The organism is Streptomyces sp. NPDC102490 (genome assembly GCF_044765285.1).
In the GTDB taxonomy this organism is placed as follows: Bacteria; Actinomycetota; Actinomycetes; order Streptomycetales; family Streptomycetaceae; genus Streptomyces.
Window position 1 is genome coordinate 419736 of the sequence record NZ_JBIWJU010000005.1, and the last position, 18095, is coordinate 437830.

An 18095-nucleotide genomic window follows, 5' to 3' on the forward strand; every position below is an offset into this window, starting at 1 on the left:
TGCCCTGCGTCCTCGCGGCGGGCCGCGCGTCGGGACGCCGGCCGGGGTTGCCCCGGTCCCTGCCGGGTACCCGCCGGGCCATGAAGTGGCAGCAGGTTCAGGACGGTCCGTCCGCGGTGTACGTGGTGGTGCTCGACGCGGGAGAGGACCCGGTCGCCGAGCTGACCGCCTTCGCCCGTGACCGGTCCCTGGGAGCCTCCCAGGTGACCGCCGTGGGCGCCTTCTCCGAGGCGGTCGTCGGCTGGTTCGACCGGCAGGCCAAGGACTACCGGCCCATCCCGGTCCAAGAGCAGTGCGAGGTGCTTTCCCTCATCGGGGACATTGCCGTCGCCGACGACGGACCCACCCCGCACCTGCACGCCGTACTGGGCCTGTCCGACGGCTCCACCCGCGGCGGCCACCTGCTGTCCGGCCGGGTCTGGCCGACGCTGGAGGTCGTCGTCCGGGACAGCCCGACGGAGCTGGCCAAGACCCACCGCCCCGACATCGGCCTGGCCCTGATCGACCTGGGCTGAGCCGGCCGTCGCGGCACGGTTCACCGGCCCGGGTGCGGGCTGCGCGGCCCGCGGACCATCCCGTACCGACACCCCCGGGAGGCACGACATGACACGGCGCATCCGAGACGTGATGTCACCGGCCGCGGTGGCCGTGGAGCCCATGACGAGCGTGACCCGGGCGGCCCGGCTGATGCGCGAGGAGGACGTCGGCGACGTCCTGGTGACCTACGACTGCGACCTGTTCGGCGTCCTCACCGACCGCGACATCGTGCTCCGCGGCGTCGCCGACGGCCGGGACCCCGACACCACCACGGTCGGCGCGGTGTGCACACCCCCGCCCGTCGTCACCCTCGGACCCGACGACACCACCGACCGCGCCGCCGAGCTGATGCGCCGCCACGCCGTGCGCCGGCTCCCGGTCGTCGAGCACGGCGGCGTCCCGGTCGGCGTGGTCACCCTCGCCGACCTCGCCGCCGCCGACGACCCGCACTCCGCGCTCGCCGACATCGGCCGGGCCGCACCCGGCCACTGACACCCGCACCCCCACCGCCGGGAGGGACGGAGGAAACGCCATGGCGCCCGAGGCACGCACCCCCGCGGCCCGCACCCGGGACGACCGCCGCGCCACCACCCGCACCGCACGGCTGCGCACCCGGATCCCCGAACCCGACGAGGAACCCGACCTGCTCGGCCAGTACCTGACCCAGATCGGCGCCACCCCCCTGCTGACCGCCGAGGACGAGGTGCGCCTCGCCACCCGCATCGAGGCGGGCGTACGGGCCCGGCAGGAACTGGAGGCCGCCGACACCGGCGAGCCCGCCCCCACGCCCGGGCGGCGCCGCGCGCTGGAGGAGACCGTCCACGACGGCCAGGAGGCCAAGGACCACATGGTGCGGGCCAATCTGCGGCTCGTGGTGTCGATGGCCAAGCGCCACGCCCACCGCGGGCTGCCCCTCCTCGACGTCATCCAGGAGGGCAACCTCGGACTGATCCGGGCCGTGGAGAAGTTCGACCACACCAAGGGCTTCAAGTTCTCCACGTACGCCACCTGGTGGATCCGCCAGGCCATCGAACGGGGCCTGGCCACCCACGCCCGCACCGTACGGCTGCCGGTCCACGTCGTGGAGCAGTTGCAGAAGCTCGCCAAGGTGGAACGCAAACTCCGCGCGGGCCTCGACCGCGAGCCGACCACCGAGGAGGTCGCCGCCGAGAGCGGCACCGACGTGGACAAGGTCGTCTGGCTGCGCCGGGTCGGCCGGGACGCGGTCAGCCTGGACACCCCCGTCGACGAGACCGGGGACACCGTCGTCGGCGACCTCATCCCCGACACCGAGGTGCTGCGGGCCCCGGAGGTCGCCGAGTTCCAGGCGCTCGCGGCGGAGTTGCGGGAGGCCGTCGGCACCCTCGCCCCCCGCGAGTCCCTGATCCTCAGCCTGCGCTACGGACTGCACGACGGCCGCCCCCGCACCCTGCAACAGGTCGCCCAGCACGTCGGCCTCACCCGCGAACGCGTACGCCAGCTGGAGAAGGAGTCCCTCGCCCACCTGCGCGCCCCCGAGCACCGGGAACGCCTGCTGGACTGGGCGGGCTGACCGGGGACCCGGCCCAGGGCGTCAGCCGGGCCGCGCCGTCCGCAGCCGGGCCCCCTGCCGCAGCAGTTCCCGCTGGACCAGCCGGTAGGGCAGCCCGCGCGGTCCGCGCCCGTGCCGTACGGTCAGCGCCGCGCACACCCCGGCCGCGTGCCCGGTCGCCATGGCGATGGGCATCACCCGGTACGACGAGTGCGCCACATGCGTCCCGGAGATGCAGCGGCCCGCCACCAGCAGCCGGTCGGTGCCCCGGGGCAGCAGGCAGCGCAGTGGAATGTCGTAGAAGCTGCCCCGCGGCACCCGTTTCAGGACGGTGCCGGAGCCGCGCGGGTTGTGGATGTCGACCGGATAGGCGCCGTGCGCGACCACGTCCGGGAAGGTGCGCGCCGCCAGGATGTCGTGACCGGTCAGCCGGTAGTCGCCGAGCACCCGCCGGGTCTCCCGCACCCCGATGTGCGTGCCGCTCTGCACCACGTACGACTCCTCGAAACCGGGCACGCGGGTGCGCAGGAAGCGGTCGATCTGCGCCAGTTGGTGCCGGGCGGTGTACTCGGCGCGGGTGAGGTCCCAGACGCTGGTGCCGAGGACCCGGTTCACCCGGGTGCTGTTGACGGCGACCTCGCGCGGGTGCGGGGTGGCGAAGAAGAGGATGTCCTCGCGCGGCAGCCGCAGTTCGCCGCCCGCCCTGGCCTCCTCGATCAGGTCCCACAGCCCGTGCACGCCCCGCCACTGGTCGGGATGCTCGCGCACGTACGCGGCGAAGTCCGGCCGGGCGAAGTCGGCGACGCGGAACATCAGCGTCATGGGCTGCACCAGACCGTCCTCCGGCCGCCCGATCTCGTACGGCGCCCCGCAGGCCGCCGCCACGTCGCCGTCGCCGGTGCCGTCCACCACCACCCCGGCGTCGATCACCACCGGCCCCGACTTGGTCTCGAACACCACCCGCCAGCCCGAGCCGTCCTCCAGCGGCAGCGCGCCGGAGGCGAAGGAGTGGAACAGCATCCGCACCCCCGACTCGTCCATCATCTCCAGCAGGGACAGCTTGAACAGCTCCGGGTCGAAGGGGACGGTGTACCCGGTCTTCGGGGAGGGCGGCAGGCAGCCGCCGCGGCCCATGAGCCGGTCGAGCAACTGCCACAGGACACCCGCGACCACCGGCTCGCCCTCGCCGTGGTCGGTGGGCAGCAGCCGCGCGGTGTCCCCGGCCTCGGTGAACGCGGCCTGCCGGTGCTCGTTGTGGAACGACATCAGCGGCATCACCAGCGCCACGGTCGCGTTGCCGCCGAGGAAGCCGTACCGCTCCACCAGCACGACATCGGCCCCGGCGTCGGCCGCGCCGACCGCGGCCGCGAACCCGGCGGGGCCGCCGCCCACCACCAGGACGTCGCAGCGGCCCCCGTGCCGGGCGGGCCGGGGCGGCAGGGTGACGGTGCGGGAGTCGCGGGGCTCTTCCAGGATCGGCATCGCTCACCTCCGTCAGGCGTTCAGCGGCCGCGGCTCGGCGCGGTACGGCCCGTCACCGGCCGGCCCCGCGTCGGCCGGCCCGTCACCGGCCGCGGGGGCGCCGCCCGACCCGCGGGCGGCGCCGATCTCGTCGAGCAGGGACCCGCACCGCTCGCAGGTCTCCCGCGCCGACGCGCACAGCTCACCCATCCGGGTGCGCAGGTCGTCCCGGCGCTGCGGATACTCGTCCCAGAGCCGGTCCACCTCCGCCAGCAGCAGCCCCGCCTGCTCCCGCGCCACCCCCACCAGCGCCGGGGCGCCCAGCCGGCGCGCGAAGTCGAAGACCTTGCCGGAGTACGGCAGCGGCAGCACCGGTACGCCGGTGAGCGCGGCGAAGATCACGAAGTGCAGCCGCATGCCCACGGCCACGTCGAGGTGGCGCATGAAGCCGAGGACCTGCCCCGGGCTGTAGTCGCCGTGCAGGATGCGGCCCTGGTCCGGGGCCGTCATGTGGGACAGCACGGCGTGCGCGTGCCGTACGTCGTGCCGCTCCATCGGCAGGAACACCACGCGCGCGTCCAGCCGGCGGACCAGGAAGTCCGCCACGTCGGCGAGCAGCGCGTGGTAGTCGCCCTCGTCGAGCTTCTCGGCGGCCCGCCCCGGCTCGCGCACCGACATCCCCACCAGCCGCGTCCCGGAGGGGATGCCCTCGTCGCGCATCATGGCCCCGGTGAACGGCTCCGGGGCCAGCAGCAGCGCCGGATCGGCGGTGACCGCCACCTCCCGCTCCAGGCCGACTTCCTCCAGCACCAGCCGCGACTCCTCGTCCCGCACCACGACGTCGTCCATCTCCGCCAGCACCGTGCGCACCGCGTCCCGGTCCTCGGCGTCCGTGAGCGGCCCGGCGCCGACGGCGTAGGCGAAGGTGGGCACGTGCCGGGTCTGCGCGGCGCGCACCAGCCGCAGATAGCGCCGGGCCTCGCCGTCGTAGAGGATGCCGCCGCCGCCCAGCACGAGGAGGTCCAGGCCGGGCAGGACGTCGAGGACGTGGTTGCGGCTGACCCCCTCCCAGGGCACCACCTCGTCGGCGTCGGGGTGGTGCGCGCGGGTGTGCTCCGCGTTCCGGCTCAGCACGACGAGGTGCGCGTCCGGCCGCCGGGCGCGCAGACAGCTCAGCACGCAGGTCAGGATCGCCTCGTCGCCGATGTTGAAGCCGCCGTAGGAACCCAGTACGCCGATGCGCGGGCCCCGGCGGGCGGGGTGCGGATGCGAGGGCCGAACGTTCATCCGGGGCTCCCGTCACGTCGGAATCGGCCGGTGCGCGCCGTTCTCGGTGCGCGGGGCCGCGCACGGTGCCGGGTTGCCTGCGCCGCATCCCGGAAACACCCTGACCGAGAACCACCCGTACGCGATTCCGTCCCGCACGAGGAGCACCGGTGAACGTCTCCCTCAGCGTCTGGCTGCTGACCGTCGCAGGCCTGTGCGTCCTCGTCGCCGCCGACTTCTTCATCGGGCGCAGACCGCACGACGTGTCCCTCCGGGAGGCCGGGATCTGGACCGCCGTCTGGGTGGTCCTGGCCTGCCTGTTCGGAGTGGGGCTGCTCGTGGTGGGCGGGGGCGGGCCCGGGGGCGAGTTCTTCGCCGGGTACCTCACCGAGAAGTCGCTCAGCGTCGACAACCTCTTCGTCTTCGTGCTGATCATGGCGAAGTTCGCGGTGCCCTCGCGGTACCAGCAGCGGGTGCTGATGGTCGGCGTCCTGGTGGCCCTGGTGCTGCGCGCCGCGTTCATCGCGGCCGGCGCGGCGATCATCGCCGCCTTCTCCTGGGTGTTCTACCTCTTCGGCGCCTTCCTGATCTGGACCGCCTGGAAGCTCGTCCAGGACGCCCGCAAGGAGGAGCACGCGCAGGAGTACGAGGAGAACAAGCTGCTGAAGTCGATCGAGCGCCGCTTCGGCGTCGCCGACCGGTACCACGGCACCCGGCTGTGGATCGAGGAGAACGGCAGGCGGGTGATGACCCCGATGCTGGTCGTGATGCTCGCCATCGGGTTCACCGACATCCTGTTCGCCCTGGACTCCATCCCCGCCATCTACGGGCTGACCCAGGACCCGTACATCGTGTTCACCGCCAACGCGTTCGCCCTGATGGGCCTGCGACAGTTGTACTTCCTCATCGGCGGCCTGCTGAAGAAGCTGGTCCACCTCTCCTACGGCCTGTCCGTGATCCTCGGTTTCATCGGCGTCAAGCTGGTGCTGCACGCCCTGCACGAGTCCGGCGTCCACGTGCCCGAGATCGGCATCCCGTTCTCGCTCGGGTTCATCGTGCTGGTCCTCGCGGTCACCACGGCCAGCAGCCTGTGGGTCACCCGGCGGCAGGAGCGGGCGGGCCACCCGCCTGCGCCCTGACCGGCTGCTCCACCAGTTCCTGGGTGCCCAGGACCGTGAGCAGGGCGAGCCGCTCCGCGTCGGCGGTGTCCGGCTCGGCCGTGTAGACCATGATCCGCAGATCGCTGCCCGCCACACCGAGCACGTCGCAGTCCAGGGTGAGGGGCCCCACCCGCGGGTGGTCGACGACCTTGCGGGCCGCCTCGTGCCGGCCGACCGCGTCCGCCCGCCACAGTTCGTCGAACCGCGCGCTGCGGGCCCGCAGCTCCGCGACCAGCCGGGCCAGCGGGCGGTCGGCGGGGTAGCGGGAGGCGGTGGCGCGCAGGTCCGCGACGAGGGCCGCCTCGAAGGCCCGGCGCTCCTCGGGCGTGTACCGGGCCCGGCTGCCCGGCCCGACGAAGTTGCGCCACACGCCGTTGCGCTCCGGGCCCCGCCACCGGGACGGGTCGCCCATCAGCGCCGCGTAGGGCGGGTTGGCGAGCAGCAGCGTCCACGCCGCGTCGTACACGGCGACCGGGGTGCCGGCCAGCCGGTCGAGCAGCCGGTGGACGCTCGGCGGGATGTACGCCGGCACCGTCTCGGGCCCCGGCGGCACCAGCCCGGCCAGCCGGAACAGGTGCGCGCGCTCCTCGGGCGGCAACCGCAGCGCCCGTACCAGGGCCTCGACGACCTGTACCGACGGGTTGGCCGCCCGGCCCTGTTCGAGGCGGGTGACGTAGTCGACGGAGACACCGGCCAGCAGGGCCAGTTCCTCGCGCCGCAGCCCCGCCGCCCGCCGGTGCCCGCCCGCGGGCAGTCCGGCCGACTCGGGGGAGACCCGGTCCCTGCGCAGCCGCAGCGCCCGCCCGAACTCCGTAGCCGTCATGCCCCCCAGTGAACACCTCGGGCGTCCGGTCTTCCTGGTACCCGTGGTCCCAGGAAGACCGGACGCCTGGCTGCCCGCACCGGCGGGCCGCAGGCTCGGTCCCATGACGACCACACTGATCACCGGAGCCAACAAGGGCCTCGGCTTCGAGACGGCCCGCCGCCTCGTCGCCGCCGGCCACACCGTCTACGCCGCCGCCCGCGACCCCGAGCGAGGCCGCCGCGCCGCCGGGGAACTGGGCGCGCGCCCCCTCGTCCTGGACGTCACCGACGACGCCTCCGTCGCCGCCGCCGTGCGGACCGTGGCGGCCGACGGCGGCCTCGACGTCCTGGTCAACAACGCCGGCGTCGAACAGCGCGACGAGCACAACTTCGTGACCGGGGCCGAGGACACGACCGCCGACCTGCTGCGCACCGTCTTCGAGACCAACGTCTTCGGCCTGGTGCGGGTGACCCACGCGTTCCTGCCCCTGCTGCGCCGCTCCGCCGCGCCCGTCGTGGTCAACGTGAGCAGCGGACTGGCCTCGCTGACCGGACTCACCTCACCGCAGAGCCCCGGGTACGGCTACCCGGGCCTCGCCTATCCGGCGTCGAAGACCGCGGTCAACGCGCTGACCGTGCAGTACGCGAAGGCCTTTCCGGAGATGCGTATCAACGCCGTCGAACCCGGCTTCACCGCGACCGACCTGAACGGCAACACCGGCACGCAGACCGTGGCCGAGGGCGCCGAGGTCATCGTCCGGATGGCCCGGCTGGGCCCGGACGGACCCACCGGGGGCTACGTCGACGCGGCGGGTCCGCTGCCCTGGTAGCGGGTCAGCGGACCGCCGGCGTGGGCCTGCCGCGGGAGACCACCCGGGTGCCGCGGCCGTCGACGACGCGGGCCTGGAGCGAACCGCAGGCGCACCGGGTCCACAGGGTGCCGCCCGCCCCGGTGGGGTGGGCGGACAGCACCTGGAAGGGCTCGGCACCGTCGGGCCACCCGCAGTGCGGGCAGACGACACCGGTCGTGCTGGGCATGGCGACTCCTCGTCAGTGGTGCGTCGGGATGCTGGTGCGGGCCCCGGTCCCACCGGGGCGCCACGGACAGCGTGCGGCCACCGGTCCGTTCACGTCCAGGTTGACTTTACGGACGTCACCGTGAAGCGTGCACTTCATGATTGATCTGCGCAGGCTGCACGTGCTGCGGGCCGTCGCCCACTACGGCACCGTCACCGCGGCGGCCCGTGCCCTGCACTTCAGCCCTTCGGCCGCCTCCCAGCAGATCCGGCAGCTCGCCCGGGACCTGGGCGTCGACCTGCTGGAGCCGCAGGGGCGCGGGGTGCGGCTCACCCCGGCCGCGGAGAGCCTGCTGGAACACGCCGACGCGATCGAGGCCCGCTGGGACGAGGCCGAACAGGAGCTGCGGGCGGGGGAGGGGGCGCCGGCCGGGCCGCTGCGGGTGACGGGGTTCCCGGTGGCCGTCGCCGTCCTGCTGGCCCCGATGGCGGCGCGGCTGCGCCAGCGGCACCCCCGGCTGTCGGTGCGGATCCGGGAGGTCGAGGTGGCGGAGAGCTTCGACCTGCTCTTCGAGGGGGAGAGCGATCTGGCGGTGGTGGAGGCGACCCCGGTCAGCCCGCCGTCGGCCGACACGCGCTTCGAGCAGCGGCCGCTCCTGGACGAGCCGTTCGACCTGGTCGTCCCCGCGGACCATCCGCTGGCCGGGCGGGAGGAGGCCGATCTCGCCGACGTGGCGCACGAGGGCTGGATCGCGCCGCTGCCGCAGAGCCCGTGCCGCACGCATCTGGTGGCGGCGTGCGGCGCCGCCGGGTTCACTCCCGACGTGGTGCATCTCGCGGTGGACTGGAACGTCACGGCCCACCTGGTCGCCCACGGGCTCGGCGTGGCGCTGGTGCCCCGGCTCGCCCGGCTGACCCCCGAGCTGCCGATCGTCCGCGTGCCCTGCGCCGGCCGGCCGCACCGCAAGCTGCTCACCTGCACGCGCGGCGGCGGCCATCGCCGTGCGGCGGTCGCGGCCGCGCTGGAGGAGCTGCGCGCGCTGGCCGCCGCGGCGGTGGCCTGACGCACGGCGGGACCGGAGCTCGGCCGAGCTCCGGTCCCGTACACGTTCTCCGCGCCGGTCAGGCGGCGACGGCCTCGTCCGCGTGGCCGTGCAGCCGGGCGACGACCTCGGTCAGCTGGGCGGCGACCTCGGCGTCGTCGGCCGGGTGGGTCTCGGCGAAGCGGGTCACCGAACCGGGGATGGACAGCTTGATGTCCTCGATCACCTTGCCGCCGGCGATGCCCACGGCCTTGCGGGTGTCGTCCTGCGCCCACACGCCGCCGTACTGGCCGAAGGCGGTGCCGACGACGGCGGCGGGCTTGCCGGAGAGAGCGCCGGCGCCGTACGGACGGGACAGCCAGTCGATGGCGTTCTTCAGGACGGCCGGGATGGTGCCGTTGTACTCGGGCGAGAAGTACAGGAAGGCGTCGGAGGCCTGGGCGGCCTCGCGCAGCTTCGCGGCGGCGGCCGGGACGCTGCCCTCGACGTCGATGTCCTCGTTGTAGAAGGGGACGTCGGCGAGCCCTTCGAACAGCTGCACCTCGGCGCCCTCCGGCGCGAACTTGGCGGCCGCCTCGGCGAGCTGACGGTTGTGCGAACCGGCGCGAAGGCTGCCGACGAGCGCAAGGATGCGGACAGACATGAGTACTCCCACTACTGGAACAGTTGGTGACGGGCGGGCCGAAACCCTGCGGTTTACGATCCGGACCGGGGTCCGTTTAATTTCTAACATCCCAAACGGACCGCGGTCCAGTTTTCTTCCCGATGCTTTACGCTGGCTTCATGTCCGCCGCCCCGCCGCACTTCCCGCAGCCCCAGGAGAACGTCGGTCCGCCCGAGCTGCTGCAACTCGGCACCGGGACCGACGAGGACGAGCCCTGCCTGCGGGCCGACGCCGCGCGCAACCGCGCCCGGCTCCTGGAGGCCGCCGAGCGGCTGGTCGCCGAGCACGGCGCGGGCGCCCTCACCATGGAGGCGGTCGCCGCCGCGGCGTGCGTGGGCAAGGGCACGGTCTTCCGCCGCTTCGGCGACCGCACCGGGCTGCTTGCGGCACTGCTCGACCACTCCGAGCGGAAGTTCCAGGCCGCGCTGCTGAGCGGCCCGCCGCCGCTGGGCCCCGGCGCACCGCCGGTCGAGCGGCTGCGGGCCTTCGGCTGCGCGCTGCTGCGCCGCTCCATCGACGAACTCGACCTGCTCCTGGCCGGTGAACCCAGCGCCGAACGCCGCCACACCTCCCCACCGCGCCGTTTCCTGCGCCACCACGTGGCACTGCTGCTGCGGGAGGCCGTGCCGGACGCCGACAGCGAACTCCTGTCGCACACCCTCATGGCCTACCTGGACGCCGCCCTGATCCACCACCTCACCCGACAGAGCGGGCTGCCCGCCGAACGCGTACGGGCGGGCTGGCTCGACCTGGTCGCACGGGTCACCCGCACCGACCCCCCGGCCCCCGGGACCCAGCCCCCGGCCACCGCCCCGTCGGCCTGAACTCCGTCCGTCGCGGACGACGTTGCCCCGCCCGCCGCCCCGCGCCCGGCTTCTGCCAGGATGCCGTACGTCATGGTGCAGATACCGATTCCGCCGCCCCCCGAGCCCTCCGCAGCGCGCTCCGTGCCCACGAGCGCCGACGTGGCCCGCCTGGCCGGCGTCTCGCGCGCGACCGTCTCCTACGTCCTCAACAACACCGACGCCGTACGGATCAGCGAACCCACCCGCCGCCGCGTCCGTGAGGCCGCCCGGGAACTCGGCTACGTCCCGCACGCCGCCGCCCGCTCGCTGCGCGCCGGGCACAGCCGCATGGTCCTGATGCCGGCGCCGTCCTTCCCCGCCGGCCCGCTCTACAGCCGCTTCCTCGCCGAATTCCAGTCGGCGCTCGGCCGCCTCGACTACACCGTCGTGCAGTACGGCACCGTCGGCGTGCACGGCGACGAGGCCGCCCGCGCCTGGGCCGAGCTGCGGCCGGTCGCCGTCCTGGTCCCCGGCGCCGACCTCGGCCCGCGGGGCGTGGAGATCCTCAAACGCTCCGGCGCCCGGGCGGTCCTCACCCTCGGCCCCGAGGCCGTCGACGGCGCGCACGCCCTGCTCACCGACCAGAAGGGCGTCGGCCGCGGCGCGACCCGCCACCTGTACGACCGCGGACGCCGCGGCATCGGCGTGGTGGTGCCCGCGGAACGCGGTCTGGACGTCTTCTCGGCACCGCGCCTCGCGGGCGCCCGTGAGGCCGTCTCCGGCACCGACGCCACCGTCACCGAGCTGCCCCTCGCCTACGACGAAGGGGCCGCCGCCCGCCTCGCGGCGCGCTGGCGACCCCTGGGACTCGACGCGGTGTTCGCGTACAACGACGAGTACGCGATGCTGCTGATGCGGGCCCTCCAGGACGAGGGCCTCGACATCCCCGGCGACGTCGCCGTGATCGGCGCCGACGACCTGATGCTGGGCCGGCTGCTGCGGCCCCGGCTGAGCACCGTCCACCTGGAGCTGCCCGCCGGCCGCGACCTGGCCGCCCTGGTCGACCGGGCGGTGCACGACCCGGGCGCCGCGCCCGAGCGCCACAAGGTGCTGGGCGCGACGGTGGTGCACCGGGAGTCGAGCTGACCGGCGGCCGGACCGCCCGCTACCGGCCTTCCCGGCCGTCCTGCCCGTCCTGCGCCTGCTGCTCGGCGACCGCCTTGCGGACCTCGTCCATGTCCAGCTTCCTGGCCTGACCGATCACGTCGGTGAGGGCCGCCTCCGGCAGCGCGCCCGGCTGCGCGAACACGGCCACCTGGTCCCGCACGATCATCAGCGTCGGAATCGACTGGATGCCGAAGGCCTGCGCCAGCTCCGGCTGCGCCTCGGTGTCCACCTTGCCGAACACCAGGTCCGGGTTGGCCTCCGCCGCCTTCTCGTAGACCGGCCCGAACTGCTTGCACGGACCGCACCACTCCGCCCAGAAGTCGATCAGCACGAACTCGTTGTCCGTGACCGTCTGGTCGAAGTTCTCCTTGGTGAGTTCCACGGTGCTGGTCATGAGGTGATCCCTCTTCCTGGTTCGGGGGGAGAATTCTTCGGCACAACACTGCCGACCTGGTGGGTATTCCGCGCACGTACCCATGTGGCCACGGCGCACACCACCCACCAGACTGACCCCATGACGCAATCGGATTCCCTTACGTACGACGTCGTGGTGATCGGCGCGGGCCCCGTCGGAGAGAACGTCGCCGACCGCACCCGCGCGGCCGGGCTGTCCACCGCGATCGTGGAGAGCGAACTGGTCGGCGGCGAGTGCTCCTACTGGGCGTGCATGCCCAGCAAGGCACTGCTGCGCCCGGTCATCGCCCGCGCGGACGCCCGCCGCCTGCCCGGCCTCGCCCAGCAGGTCCAGGAGCCCCTCGACGCGCAGGCCGTCCTCGCCCGCCGCGACGAGTTCACCTCGCACTGGAAGGACGACGGCCAGGTCCAGTGGGTCGAGGGCACCGGCACCGACCTGTACCGCGGACAGGGACGGCTGACCGGACCGCGGACCGTGGAGGTGGCCGGCCCCGACGGCAGCCGCCGGACCCTGACCGCCCGGCACGCCGTCGCCGTCTGCACCGGCAGCGCCGCCGCCCTGCCCCCGCTGCCCGGACTCGCCGAGGTGCGCCCCTGGACCAGCCGCGAGGCCACCAGCGCCAAGAGCGCGCCCGGCCGCCTCCTCGTCGTCGGCGGCGGAGTCGTCGCCGTCGAGATGGCCACCGCCTGGCAGGCCCTCGGCTCCCGGGTCACGATGCTGGTGCGCGGCGACGCCGGCCTGCTCGCGCGGATGGAGCCGTTCGCCGGGGAACTGGTCGCCGAGGCGCTCACCGAGGCCGGCGTGGACATCCGCACCGGCGTCTCCGTCGAGTCCGTCACCCGCGAGAACGGCACCGTCGTCGCCGTCACCGACACCGGCGACCGCCTGGAGGCCGACGAGATCCTCTTCGCCACCGGCCGCACGCCCCGCACCGGCGACCTCGGCCTGGAGACCGTCGGCCTCGAGCCGGGCTCCTGGCTGCCGGTCGACGACAGCCTCCGGGTGGAGGGCCACGACTGGCTCTACGCCGTCGGCGACGTCAACCACCGCGCCCTCCTCACCCACCAGGGCAAGTACCAGGCACGCATCGCGGGCGCCGCCATCGCCGCCCGCGCCTCCGGGGTGCCGATCCTGGAGTCCGACCCCTGGGGCGCGCACGCCGCGACCGCCGACCACCACGCCGTTCCCCAGGTGGTCTTCACCGACCCCGAGGCAGCGTCCGTCGGTCTGACCCTGGCCGAGGCCGAGCAGGCGGGACACCGTGTGCGGGCCGTCGACGTGCCCATCGCGGTGGCGGGTTCGAGCCTGTACGGCGACGGCTACCAGGGCCGCGCCCGCATGGTGGTCGACCTGGAGGACGAGATCGTCCGCGGCGTCACCTTCGTCGGCCCGGGCGTCGGCGAGCTGATCCACTCCGCGACCGTCGCCGTCGCCGGCCAGGTGCCGCTCAGCCGGCTGTGGCATGCGGTGCCGTCGTACCCGACGATCAGTGAGGTGTGGCTGAGGCTGCTGGAGGCGTACCGGGACAACTGACGGGCACCGCACGGGAGAACGGACCCGGTGGCCGGTCAGGCCGCCGGGTCCGGCAGCCCGAAGCCCAGCGCCGCCGCCGCCCGCTCCGGCGTCGGCTGGGACCAGAGGTCCGCCATCGCCGCGTTCGAGGCCAGGGAGCGCAACTCGGCCCGGTCCAGGTACAAGGTGCCGTCGAGGTGATCCGTCTCGTGCTGCACGATCCGGGCCGGCCAGCCCGCGAACACCTCGTCCACCGCCCGCCCGTGCTCGTCCCGCGCCCGCAGCTGCACCTCGGCGGGGCGCGTCACGACCGCCTGCCAGCCCGGCACACTCAGACAGCCCTCGAAGAACGCGGCCCGCCCGGCGCCCACCGGTTCGTACGAGGGGTTGACCAGCACCCGGAACGGCTGCGGAACCCGCCCCCGCGCCACCCGCACCTCCTCCGGCACCGGCGCCGGGTCCTCGATCACCGCGACCCGCAGCCCCACCCCGACCTGCGGCGCGGCCAGCCCGACACCCGGCGCCGCGTGCATGGTCAGCCGCAGCGCCTCGACGAACCGCTCGAAGAGCGCGGGCGCCAACTGCCCGTCGTACGGCTCGGCCGCGCGCCGCAGCACCGGGTCCCCGGCCGCGACGATCGGCAACGGGCCGCCGACGGCGAGCAGTTCCTCGACCCGCTCGGCAAGCGGGGCACGATCACTCGGAGTTCCCATCGCGGTTCCCATCGCGCCAGGATGCCACGCTCCCGGCTCGCGCTCAGATCTCGGCGAAGTCGCCCGCGAGGGCCGAGGCGATCCGCAGCTGGGCGTCGGCCTCCTCCTGCCGCCCCTGCCGTTCCAGGGTGCGGCCCAGCATCAGCCGGGCGTACTGCTCGACGGGATCGCGCTCGACGACGTTCCGCAGCTCGGCCTCCGCCCGGCGCAGCTGGGCCGAGTGGTAGTAGGAACGCGCCAGCAGCAGCCGCGGGCCGGTCTGCTCGGGCACCTCCTCGACCAGTCCGTCCAGGACGCGCGCCGCGGCGGCGTAGTCCTTGGCGTCGAAGAACATCCGCGCGCGCTCCCAGCGCTCCGCCGGCGTTCCGTGGTCGTAGTACGTCATGTCCACTGAGACCTCCTTCGCCCCCTCCAACCCCGCCACACGGTTGAACATTCCACTACTGATGATGTGTGCGTGGCGGCGCCGTCGCCCGCCACGGTGACGGCCCGCGGTCCGTCTGACGCGAAGGCTCCGCCGGGTCTAGGTTGGGCGGCATGAGCAACCTTGATCGCGAAGCCGTACCCAGTCTCTGCGGCGGCCGCGGCTTCGTGGTGACGGAGCCCGTACGGGAACTCCTCAGCCCGCGCCACGTCACGCTCGGCGAGTCCACCGAGGTGCGCCGACTGCTGCCCAACCTGGGCCGGCGCATGGTCGGCGCCTGGTGCTTCGTCGACCACTACGGCCCCGACGACATCGCCGACGAGCCCGGCATGCAGGTGCCGCCGCATCCCCACATGGGCCTGCAGACGGTGAGCTGGCTGCACGAGGGCGAGGTGCTGCACCGCGACTCCACCGGCAGTGTGCAGACCATCCGCCCGCGCCAGCTGGGCCTGATGACCTCCGGCCGCGCGATCAGCCACTCGGAGGAGAGCCCGCGCCCGCACGCGCGCCTCCTGCACGGCGCGCAGCTGTGGGTGGCCCTCCCGGACGCCCACCGCCACACCGACCCCCACTTCGAGTTCCACGCCGAGCTGCCCCGGGTCACGGCCCCGGGCCTGTCCGCCACCGTACTCCTCGGCACCCTCGACACCGCCACCTCGCCCGGCACCACGTACACGCCCCTCGTCGGCGCCGACCTGGCCCTCACCGGCGGCACGGACGTACGCCTGCCGCTGGAACGGGACTTCGAGTACGCCGTCTTGGCCATGAGCGGCGAGGCCCACGTCGACGGCGTGCCCCTGGTGCCGGGCTCGATGCTCTACCTCGGCTGCGGCCGCGACGAGCTGCCCCTGCGCGCCGACTCGGACGCGGGCCTGATGCTCCTGGGCGGCGAGCCGTTCGAGGAGGAGCTGATCATGTTCTGGAACTGGATCGGGCGCTCCCAGGAGGAGATCGAACAGGCCCGCCGGGACTGGATGGAAGGGACGCGGTTCGGCGAGGTCAAGGGCTACGACGGCGCCCCGCTGCCCGCCCCGGAACTGCCGCCGGTGCCGTTGAAACCGCGAGGGAGGACGCGCTGACCTGCGGAAATACGTCGATTTCGCTGACCGCCGGGGTGTAGGCTGCCGGGAACCCTCATTACCTTGGCTGCGCAGTCAGCAAGACCGAAAGCCCACACTATGCACCCGGTGGACCGGTAATGAGTTTTATGTGCGCCGTTAACGCATTACCGTCAGGCACGAGAACGACGCCCCTTGCTGACAAAAGGGACCTCACTGCCGTGTTGTCCGGTGTAGTGCTCACATATACGGCGGTGAACCCCTGTGCACTGGCTCTGTTCAGGAGGAGTTCGAGTACCGCTGTTCCCACGCCTGCACCTCGGTGGGTCCGCCCGATCCACACGCCGGCCTCCGCCATACCGGTCTGCCCGTCCAAGGGGCACAGGCGCGCAGCCCCAGCGACCTGCTCTGCGACGGTGATGGCGAAGGTGGTCTCCAGGGGGTCCGCTGAGAGGGAACGCGCCTCGTGGAACTGCACGAATGCTGCCCGGCGCTCTGGCGTCCAGCCGCTCGGCCCTTTCACGGGTGGCATCACCTCTAACGGATCGGCGTCCGTGACGGCTGTGTGCAGCAGTTCTGCGAGAAGGCGTTGGTTGAGACGGTACAGCTTGACATCGGTTCGCATGATCACTCTCTTAGAGCCACTTCATTTGGAAGGGTGACTTCTGTCGCGGTGGCGCGGGTCTTGCCATGGCCCTGATCCCTTCGGGCGCTGGTGCGACATCGGAGACAGCCGACGATCGCGTTGCTCACTGTCCTGGCGAAGTCTCTCCTGCCGCACCTGACAGGAGAAACTGTTTACGGCCTCGGTGCCGACAAGCGGCGACACAGCAAGCCACCCGCATCCAGCTCCAGCCCGCTGAGCAGGGCTGCTGCCCTGCCGCTCACCGATGCGCAACGGATGAGACCGCGGGTGAGGTCCGGCAGGCAGCTCCCTTACTCCAGGCCTCCCGTTCGTCCCCGCCCACCCCGATGCCGTCCTCTCCCCGAGCCAGCCCGCCCTCGTTTCCCTGGCGGACGCAGTGTGAAAACGGATCGAGCACGGAATCTGGGGCGGGATGACAGAGCGCGAACGGCGGGCCCTCCTGCGACGGCGTCCTCTGGTCTCGTCCTGGCGCCACCTGCTCGAGGCCGCCCGGTCGGAGCACGACAATTTGCGGAACTGAGCATTAGCCGTCATGCGCCGGAGGTTCCTGCTCAGAGTTTCACGTGGGTGAGGAAGGTGGTGCGGCTGGGGGAGGTGGTGTGGGGGAGGTAGAGGGCGTGGAGTGGCGCGTGGATGGGGGGTTCGAGGCTGAGGACGTGTGCTTTGCCGCCCGCCGCGGGGCCTGGTGGTGTGGTGACGAAAGCGATGTGGCGGGTGCCGATGACGGCTGTGATGGGGGGTGTGCCTTGGCGTGCGGTGCGTTCGGTGTTCGGTTCGAAACCGGCGTTGCGACAGTGGTCGATGAGGAGGTCGGTGTAGCCGGAGCGGCCGGGGGCGCCCCAGACGAGGAAGGTCTCGTGGGCGAGTTCGGGCAGTGCCACGGATGTGCGGGCGGCCAAGGGGTGGTCGCAGGCGACGGCGACGTGCAGGCGCTGGTGGCCGAGGGTGGTGCGGGTCAGGCCGTGGGTGGGCGTCATTCCGCGGCACAGGCCGATGTCGAGGTCGCCGGCGAGCAGGGCGGCGGTCAGCTCGGAGGGGTAGCGCTGGTGGATGTCGGGGGCGATGTCGGGGTGGGCTTCGGTCACCGGTGCGAGCAGGGTGACGAGTTCGTCGCCGGTGACGGCGGGGGTGTAGCCGATGCGGAGCATCTGGGTCTCGCCCCGTCCGATGTGCCGGGCGCGGTGCAGGGCGGCGCGGGCCATGCCGTTGAGGACGCGGGCGTCGTCGATCAGGGCCGCTCCGGCGGGCAGTACGGTGACGCCCGCGCTGCCGCGCTCCAGCAGCGGAACCCCGACCTCGCGTTCGAGGACCCGGATGGAGGTGGACAGGGCCTGCTGGGACAGGTGGAGCCGGGCGGCGGCTCGGGTGAGGCTGCCTTCCTCGGCGACGGCGATCAGGTGGTCGAGTTTGTTCAGGTCCAGGCGCACCTCAACGCCCTTCGGATCGATGGCGGACGGTGAAGAGGTTGGCTGCCAGGGTGGCGGCCACCGCCAGGCCCATACCCAGGACGGTGCCGCCGACTCCCAGGGCGGGTGCGCTGAAGCCCAGAGCCAGCACCACGAGTGCACCGGTGACTACCAGCAGGGCGTGTCCCACCGCTCCGGTACGGGTCGCCCGGTGCAGTGCTCCCAACATCAGGAGCGTCATCACCACGGGGACGGCGACCGCCAGGCCGGCACCCCGGGCGGAGAGGCGTCCGCGGTGTTCGGCGGCGTCCAGAGCCGCCTCCAGGCCCGTCCCAGATGGCGTTGGTGTACGCGGCCGTCAGGGTCCGGCCGACGGCCGAGACGTCCTCGGTGGCGTCATTGGCCGGCGTGACGAAAAGGGCGTCCTTGTCGCCGGCGTCAACGGCGTCGGCGAACCCGGCCGTCCCGTGGGCCGGCCGGGACGCCC

At 73.2% G+C, this 18095-nt stretch carries 21 protein-coding genes and 1 pseudogene; 11 read left to right on the forward strand and 11 right to left on the reverse strand.

What is annotated here, in order from left to right; genetic code table 11:
• Window positions 1-80: 80 nt before the first annotated feature.
• From ACIRGB_RS13605 to ACIRGB_RS13615, 3 genes are all read left to right on the forward strand, one after another.
• Window positions 81-515, forward strand: coding sequence for a PPC domain-containing DNA-binding protein (locus ACIRGB_RS13605; RefSeq protein WP_403863030.1), 435 nt, complete (start codon window positions 81-83; stop codon window positions 513-515).
• 88 nt (window positions 516-603) lie between these two features.
• Window positions 604-1029, forward strand: a complete 426-nt coding sequence (locus ACIRGB_RS13610) for a CBS domain-containing protein (protein WP_403863033.1) — start codon at window positions 604-606, stop codon at window positions 1027-1029.
• Window positions 1030-1069: 40 nt separating this feature from the next.
• On the forward strand, window positions 1070-2089 hold the full coding sequence (locus ACIRGB_RS13615) for an RNA polymerase sigma factor RpoD/SigA (protein WP_403863035.1): 1020 nt from the start codon (window positions 1070-1072) through the stop codon (window positions 2087-2089).
• A 21-nt stretch (window positions 2090-2110) separates the two neighbouring features.
• Here the strand turns inward: ACIRGB_RS13615 and ACIRGB_RS13620 are convergent, their stop codons facing one another.
• Both ACIRGB_RS13620 and ACIRGB_RS13625 read right to left on the reverse strand, forming a co-directional pair.
• Window positions 2111-3550: an FAD-dependent oxidoreductase gene (locus tag ACIRGB_RS13620; protein ID WP_403863038.1), complete on the reverse strand. Its 1440-nt coding sequence runs from the start codon at window positions 3548-3550 to the stop codon at window positions 2111-2113.
• Window positions 3551-3562: 12 nt separating this feature from the next.
• On the reverse strand, window positions 3563-4816 hold the full coding sequence (locus ACIRGB_RS13625; RefSeq protein WP_403863041.1) for a polysaccharide pyruvyl transferase family protein: 1254 nt from the start codon (window positions 4814-4816) through the stop codon (window positions 3563-3565).
• A 149-nt stretch (window positions 4817-4965) separates the two neighbouring features.
• On the opposite strand from ACIRGB_RS13625, the gene ACIRGB_RS13630 reads away from it, so the two are divergent.
• Window positions 4966-5934, forward strand: a complete 969-nt coding sequence (locus ACIRGB_RS13630) for a TerC/Alx family metal homeostasis membrane protein (protein ID WP_403863044.1) — start codon at window positions 4966-4968, stop codon at window positions 5932-5934.
• Here the strand turns inward: ACIRGB_RS13630 and ACIRGB_RS13635 are convergent.
• Window positions 5891-6778, reverse strand: coding sequence for a helix-turn-helix transcriptional regulator (locus tag ACIRGB_RS13635; protein WP_403863047.1), 888 nt, complete (start codon window positions 6776-6778; stop codon window positions 5891-5893). The two genes, ACIRGB_RS13630 and ACIRGB_RS13635, sit on opposite strands and share 44 nt — an antisense overlap.
• A 103-nt stretch (window positions 6779-6881) precedes the next feature.
• Here ACIRGB_RS13635 and ACIRGB_RS13640 point away from each other — a divergent pair, with 103 nt between their 5' ends.
• A complete protein-coding gene (locus ACIRGB_RS13640; protein WP_403863049.1) occupies window positions 6882-7589 on the forward strand; it encodes an SDR family NAD(P)-dependent oxidoreductase in 708 nt (235 codons plus the stop codon).
• Between the two features lie 4 nt (window positions 7590-7593).
• On the opposite strand, the gene ACIRGB_RS13645 is transcribed toward ACIRGB_RS13640, so the two are convergent.
• Entirely contained in the window at window positions 7594-7797 is a 204-nt protein-coding gene (locus ACIRGB_RS13645; protein WP_403863053.1) for a hypothetical protein, read from the reverse strand.
• A 136-nt stretch (window positions 7798-7933) separates the two neighbouring features.
• Between ACIRGB_RS13645 and ACIRGB_RS13650 the strand changes: the two genes are divergently transcribed.
• On the forward strand, window positions 7934-8839 hold the full coding sequence (locus ACIRGB_RS13650) for a LysR family transcriptional regulator (RefSeq protein ID WP_403863056.1): 906 nt from the start codon (window positions 7934-7936) through the stop codon (window positions 8837-8839).
• Between the two features lie 58 nt (window positions 8840-8897).
• Here ACIRGB_RS13650 and ACIRGB_RS13655 read toward each other — a convergent pair whose 3' ends face one another.
• Window positions 8898-9461 carry an NAD(P)H-dependent oxidoreductase gene (locus ACIRGB_RS13655; protein WP_403863059.1) on the reverse strand — a complete coding sequence of 188 codons (564 nt, stop codon included), beginning with the start codon at window positions 9459-9461 and terminating at the stop codon, window positions 8898-8900.
• A 140-nt stretch (window positions 9462-9601) separates the two neighbouring features.
• On the opposite strand from ACIRGB_RS13655, the gene ACIRGB_RS13660 reads away from it, so the two are divergent.
• Together ACIRGB_RS13660 and ACIRGB_RS13665 are read left to right on the forward strand one after the other, a co-directional pair.
• The gene (locus ACIRGB_RS13660; protein WP_403863062.1) at window positions 9602-10306 is read left to right on the forward strand and encodes a TetR/AcrR family transcriptional regulator; all 705 of its coding nucleotides are present in this window, start codon (window positions 9602-9604) and stop codon (window positions 10304-10306) included.
• A gap of 72 nt (window positions 10307-10378) precedes the next feature.
• Window positions 10379-11413, forward strand: coding sequence for a LacI family DNA-binding transcriptional regulator (locus tag ACIRGB_RS13665; protein ID WP_403863065.1), 1035 nt, complete (start codon window positions 10379-10381; stop codon window positions 11411-11413).
• A 19-nt stretch (window positions 11414-11432) separates the two neighbouring features.
• Here the strand turns inward: ACIRGB_RS13665 and trxA are convergent, their stop codons facing one another.
• Window positions 11433-11828, reverse strand: a complete 396-nt coding sequence (gene trxA, locus ACIRGB_RS13670; RefSeq protein WP_403863068.1) for a thioredoxin — start codon at window positions 11826-11828, stop codon at window positions 11433-11435.
• 120 nt (window positions 11829-11948) lie between these two features.
• Between trxA and ACIRGB_RS13675 the strand changes: the two genes are divergently transcribed.
• Window positions 11949-13382 carry a dihydrolipoyl dehydrogenase family protein gene (locus ACIRGB_RS13675; RefSeq protein WP_403863071.1) on the forward strand — a complete coding sequence of 478 codons (1434 nt, stop codon included), beginning with the start codon at window positions 11949-11951 and terminating at the stop codon, window positions 13380-13382.
• Between the two features lie 35 nt (window positions 13383-13417).
• On the opposite strand, the gene ACIRGB_RS13680 is transcribed toward ACIRGB_RS13675, so the two are convergent.
• Window positions 13418-14074: a peptide deformylase gene (locus ACIRGB_RS13680; RefSeq protein WP_403863481.1), complete on the reverse strand. Its 657-nt coding sequence runs from the start codon at window positions 14072-14074 to the stop codon at window positions 13418-13420.
• A gap of 43 nt (window positions 14075-14117) precedes the next feature.
• Window positions 14118-14465, reverse strand: coding sequence for a tetratricopeptide repeat protein (locus tag ACIRGB_RS13685; RefSeq protein ID WP_403863074.1), 348 nt, complete (start codon window positions 14463-14465; stop codon window positions 14118-14120).
• Between the two features lie 146 nt (window positions 14466-14611).
• On the opposite strand from ACIRGB_RS13685, the gene ACIRGB_RS13690 reads away from it, so the two are divergent.
• A complete protein-coding gene (locus tag ACIRGB_RS13690) occupies window positions 14612-15577 on the forward strand; it encodes a pirin family protein (RefSeq protein ID WP_403863077.1) in 966 nt (321 codons plus the stop codon).
• 97 nt (window positions 15578-15674) lie between these two features.
• Here ACIRGB_RS13690 and ACIRGB_RS13695 read toward each other — a convergent pair whose 3' ends face one another.
• Complete coding sequence (locus tag ACIRGB_RS13695; RefSeq protein WP_403863080.1) at window positions 15675-16181, reverse strand: GNAT family N-acetyltransferase; 507 nt, start codon at window positions 16179-16181, stop codon at window positions 15675-15677.
• A 406-nt stretch (window positions 16182-16587) separates the two neighbouring features.
• On the opposite strand from ACIRGB_RS13695, the pseudogene ACIRGB_RS13700 reads away from it, so the two are divergent.
• A pseudogene (locus ACIRGB_RS13700) lies at window positions 16588-16722 on the forward strand (WhiB family transcriptional regulator); the annotation flags it as partial.
• Between the two features lie 31 nt (window positions 16723-16753).
• On the opposite strand, the gene ACIRGB_RS13705 reads toward ACIRGB_RS13700, so the two are convergent.
• Entirely contained in the window at window positions 16754-17629 is an 876-nt protein-coding gene (locus ACIRGB_RS13705; RefSeq protein WP_403863083.1) for a LysR substrate-binding domain-containing protein, read from the reverse strand.
• A 1-nt stretch (window position 17630) separates the two neighbouring features.
• Complete coding sequence (locus ACIRGB_RS13710) at window positions 17631-17837, reverse strand: hypothetical protein (RefSeq protein ID WP_403863086.1); 207 nt, start codon at window positions 17835-17837, stop codon at window positions 17631-17633.
• Window positions 17838-18095: the final 258 nt, after the last annotated feature.

Coding starts and splice junctions, on each gene's coding strand:
- ACIRGB_RS13605 (WP_403863030.1), top strand. CDS start 81: ATGAAGTGGCAGCAGGTTCAGGACGGTCCGTCCGCGGTGTACGTGGTG.
- ACIRGB_RS13610 (WP_403863033.1), top strand. CDS start 604: ATGACACGGCGCATCCGAGACGTGATGTCACCGGCCGCGGTGGCCGTG.
- ACIRGB_RS13615 (WP_403863035.1), top strand. CDS start 1,070: ATGGCGCCCGAGGCACGCACCCCCGCGGCCCGCACCCGGGACGACCGC.
- ACIRGB_RS13620 (WP_403863038.1), bottom strand. CDS start 3,550: ATGCCGATCCTGGAAGAGCCCCGCGACTCCCGCACCGTCACCCTGCCG.
- ACIRGB_RS13625 (WP_403863041.1), bottom strand. CDS start 4,816: ATGAACGTTCGGCCCTCGCATCCGCACCCCGCCCGCCGGGGCCCGCGC.
- ACIRGB_RS13635 (WP_403863047.1), bottom strand. CDS start 6,778: ATGACGGCTACGGAGTTCGGGCGGGCGCTGCGGCTGCGCAGGGACCGG.
- ACIRGB_RS13640 (WP_403863049.1), top strand. CDS start 6,882: ATGACGACCACACTGATCACCGGAGCCAACAAGGGCCTCGGCTTCGAG.
- ACIRGB_RS13645 (WP_403863053.1), bottom strand. CDS start 7,797: ATGCCCAGCACGACCGGTGTCGTCTGCCCGCACTGCGGGTGGCCCGAC.
- ACIRGB_RS13650 (WP_403863056.1), top strand. CDS start 7,934: ATGATTGATCTGCGCAGGCTGCACGTGCTGCGGGCCGTCGCCCACTAC.
- ACIRGB_RS13655 (WP_403863059.1), bottom strand. CDS start 9,461: ATGTCTGTCCGCATCCTTGCGCTCGTCGGCAGCCTTCGCGCCGGTTCG.
- ACIRGB_RS13660 (WP_403863062.1), top strand. CDS start 9,602: ATGTCCGCCGCCCCGCCGCACTTCCCGCAGCCCCAGGAGAACGTCGGT.
- ACIRGB_RS13665 (WP_403863065.1), top strand. CDS start 10,379: ATGGTGCAGATACCGATTCCGCCGCCCCCCGAGCCCTCCGCAGCGCGC.
- trxA (WP_403863068.1), bottom strand. CDS start 11,828: ATGACCAGCACCGTGGAACTCACCAAGGAGAACTTCGACCAGACGGTC.
- ACIRGB_RS13675 (WP_403863071.1), top strand. CDS start 11,949: ATGACGCAATCGGATTCCCTTACGTACGACGTCGTGGTGATCGGCGCG.
- ACIRGB_RS13680 (WP_403863481.1), bottom strand. CDS start 14,074: ATGGGAACTCCGAGTGATCGTGCCCCGCTTGCCGAGCGGGTCGAGGAA.
- ACIRGB_RS13690 (WP_403863077.1), top strand. CDS start 14,612: ATGAGCAACCTTGATCGCGAAGCCGTACCCAGTCTCTGCGGCGGCCGC.
- ACIRGB_RS13695 (WP_403863080.1), bottom strand. CDS start 16,181: ATGCGAACCGATGTCAAGCTGTACCGTCTCAACCAACGCCTTCTCGCA.
- ACIRGB_RS13710 (WP_403863086.1), bottom strand. CDS start 17,837: ATGTTGGGAGCACTGCACCGGGCGACCCGTACCGGAGCGGTGGGACAC.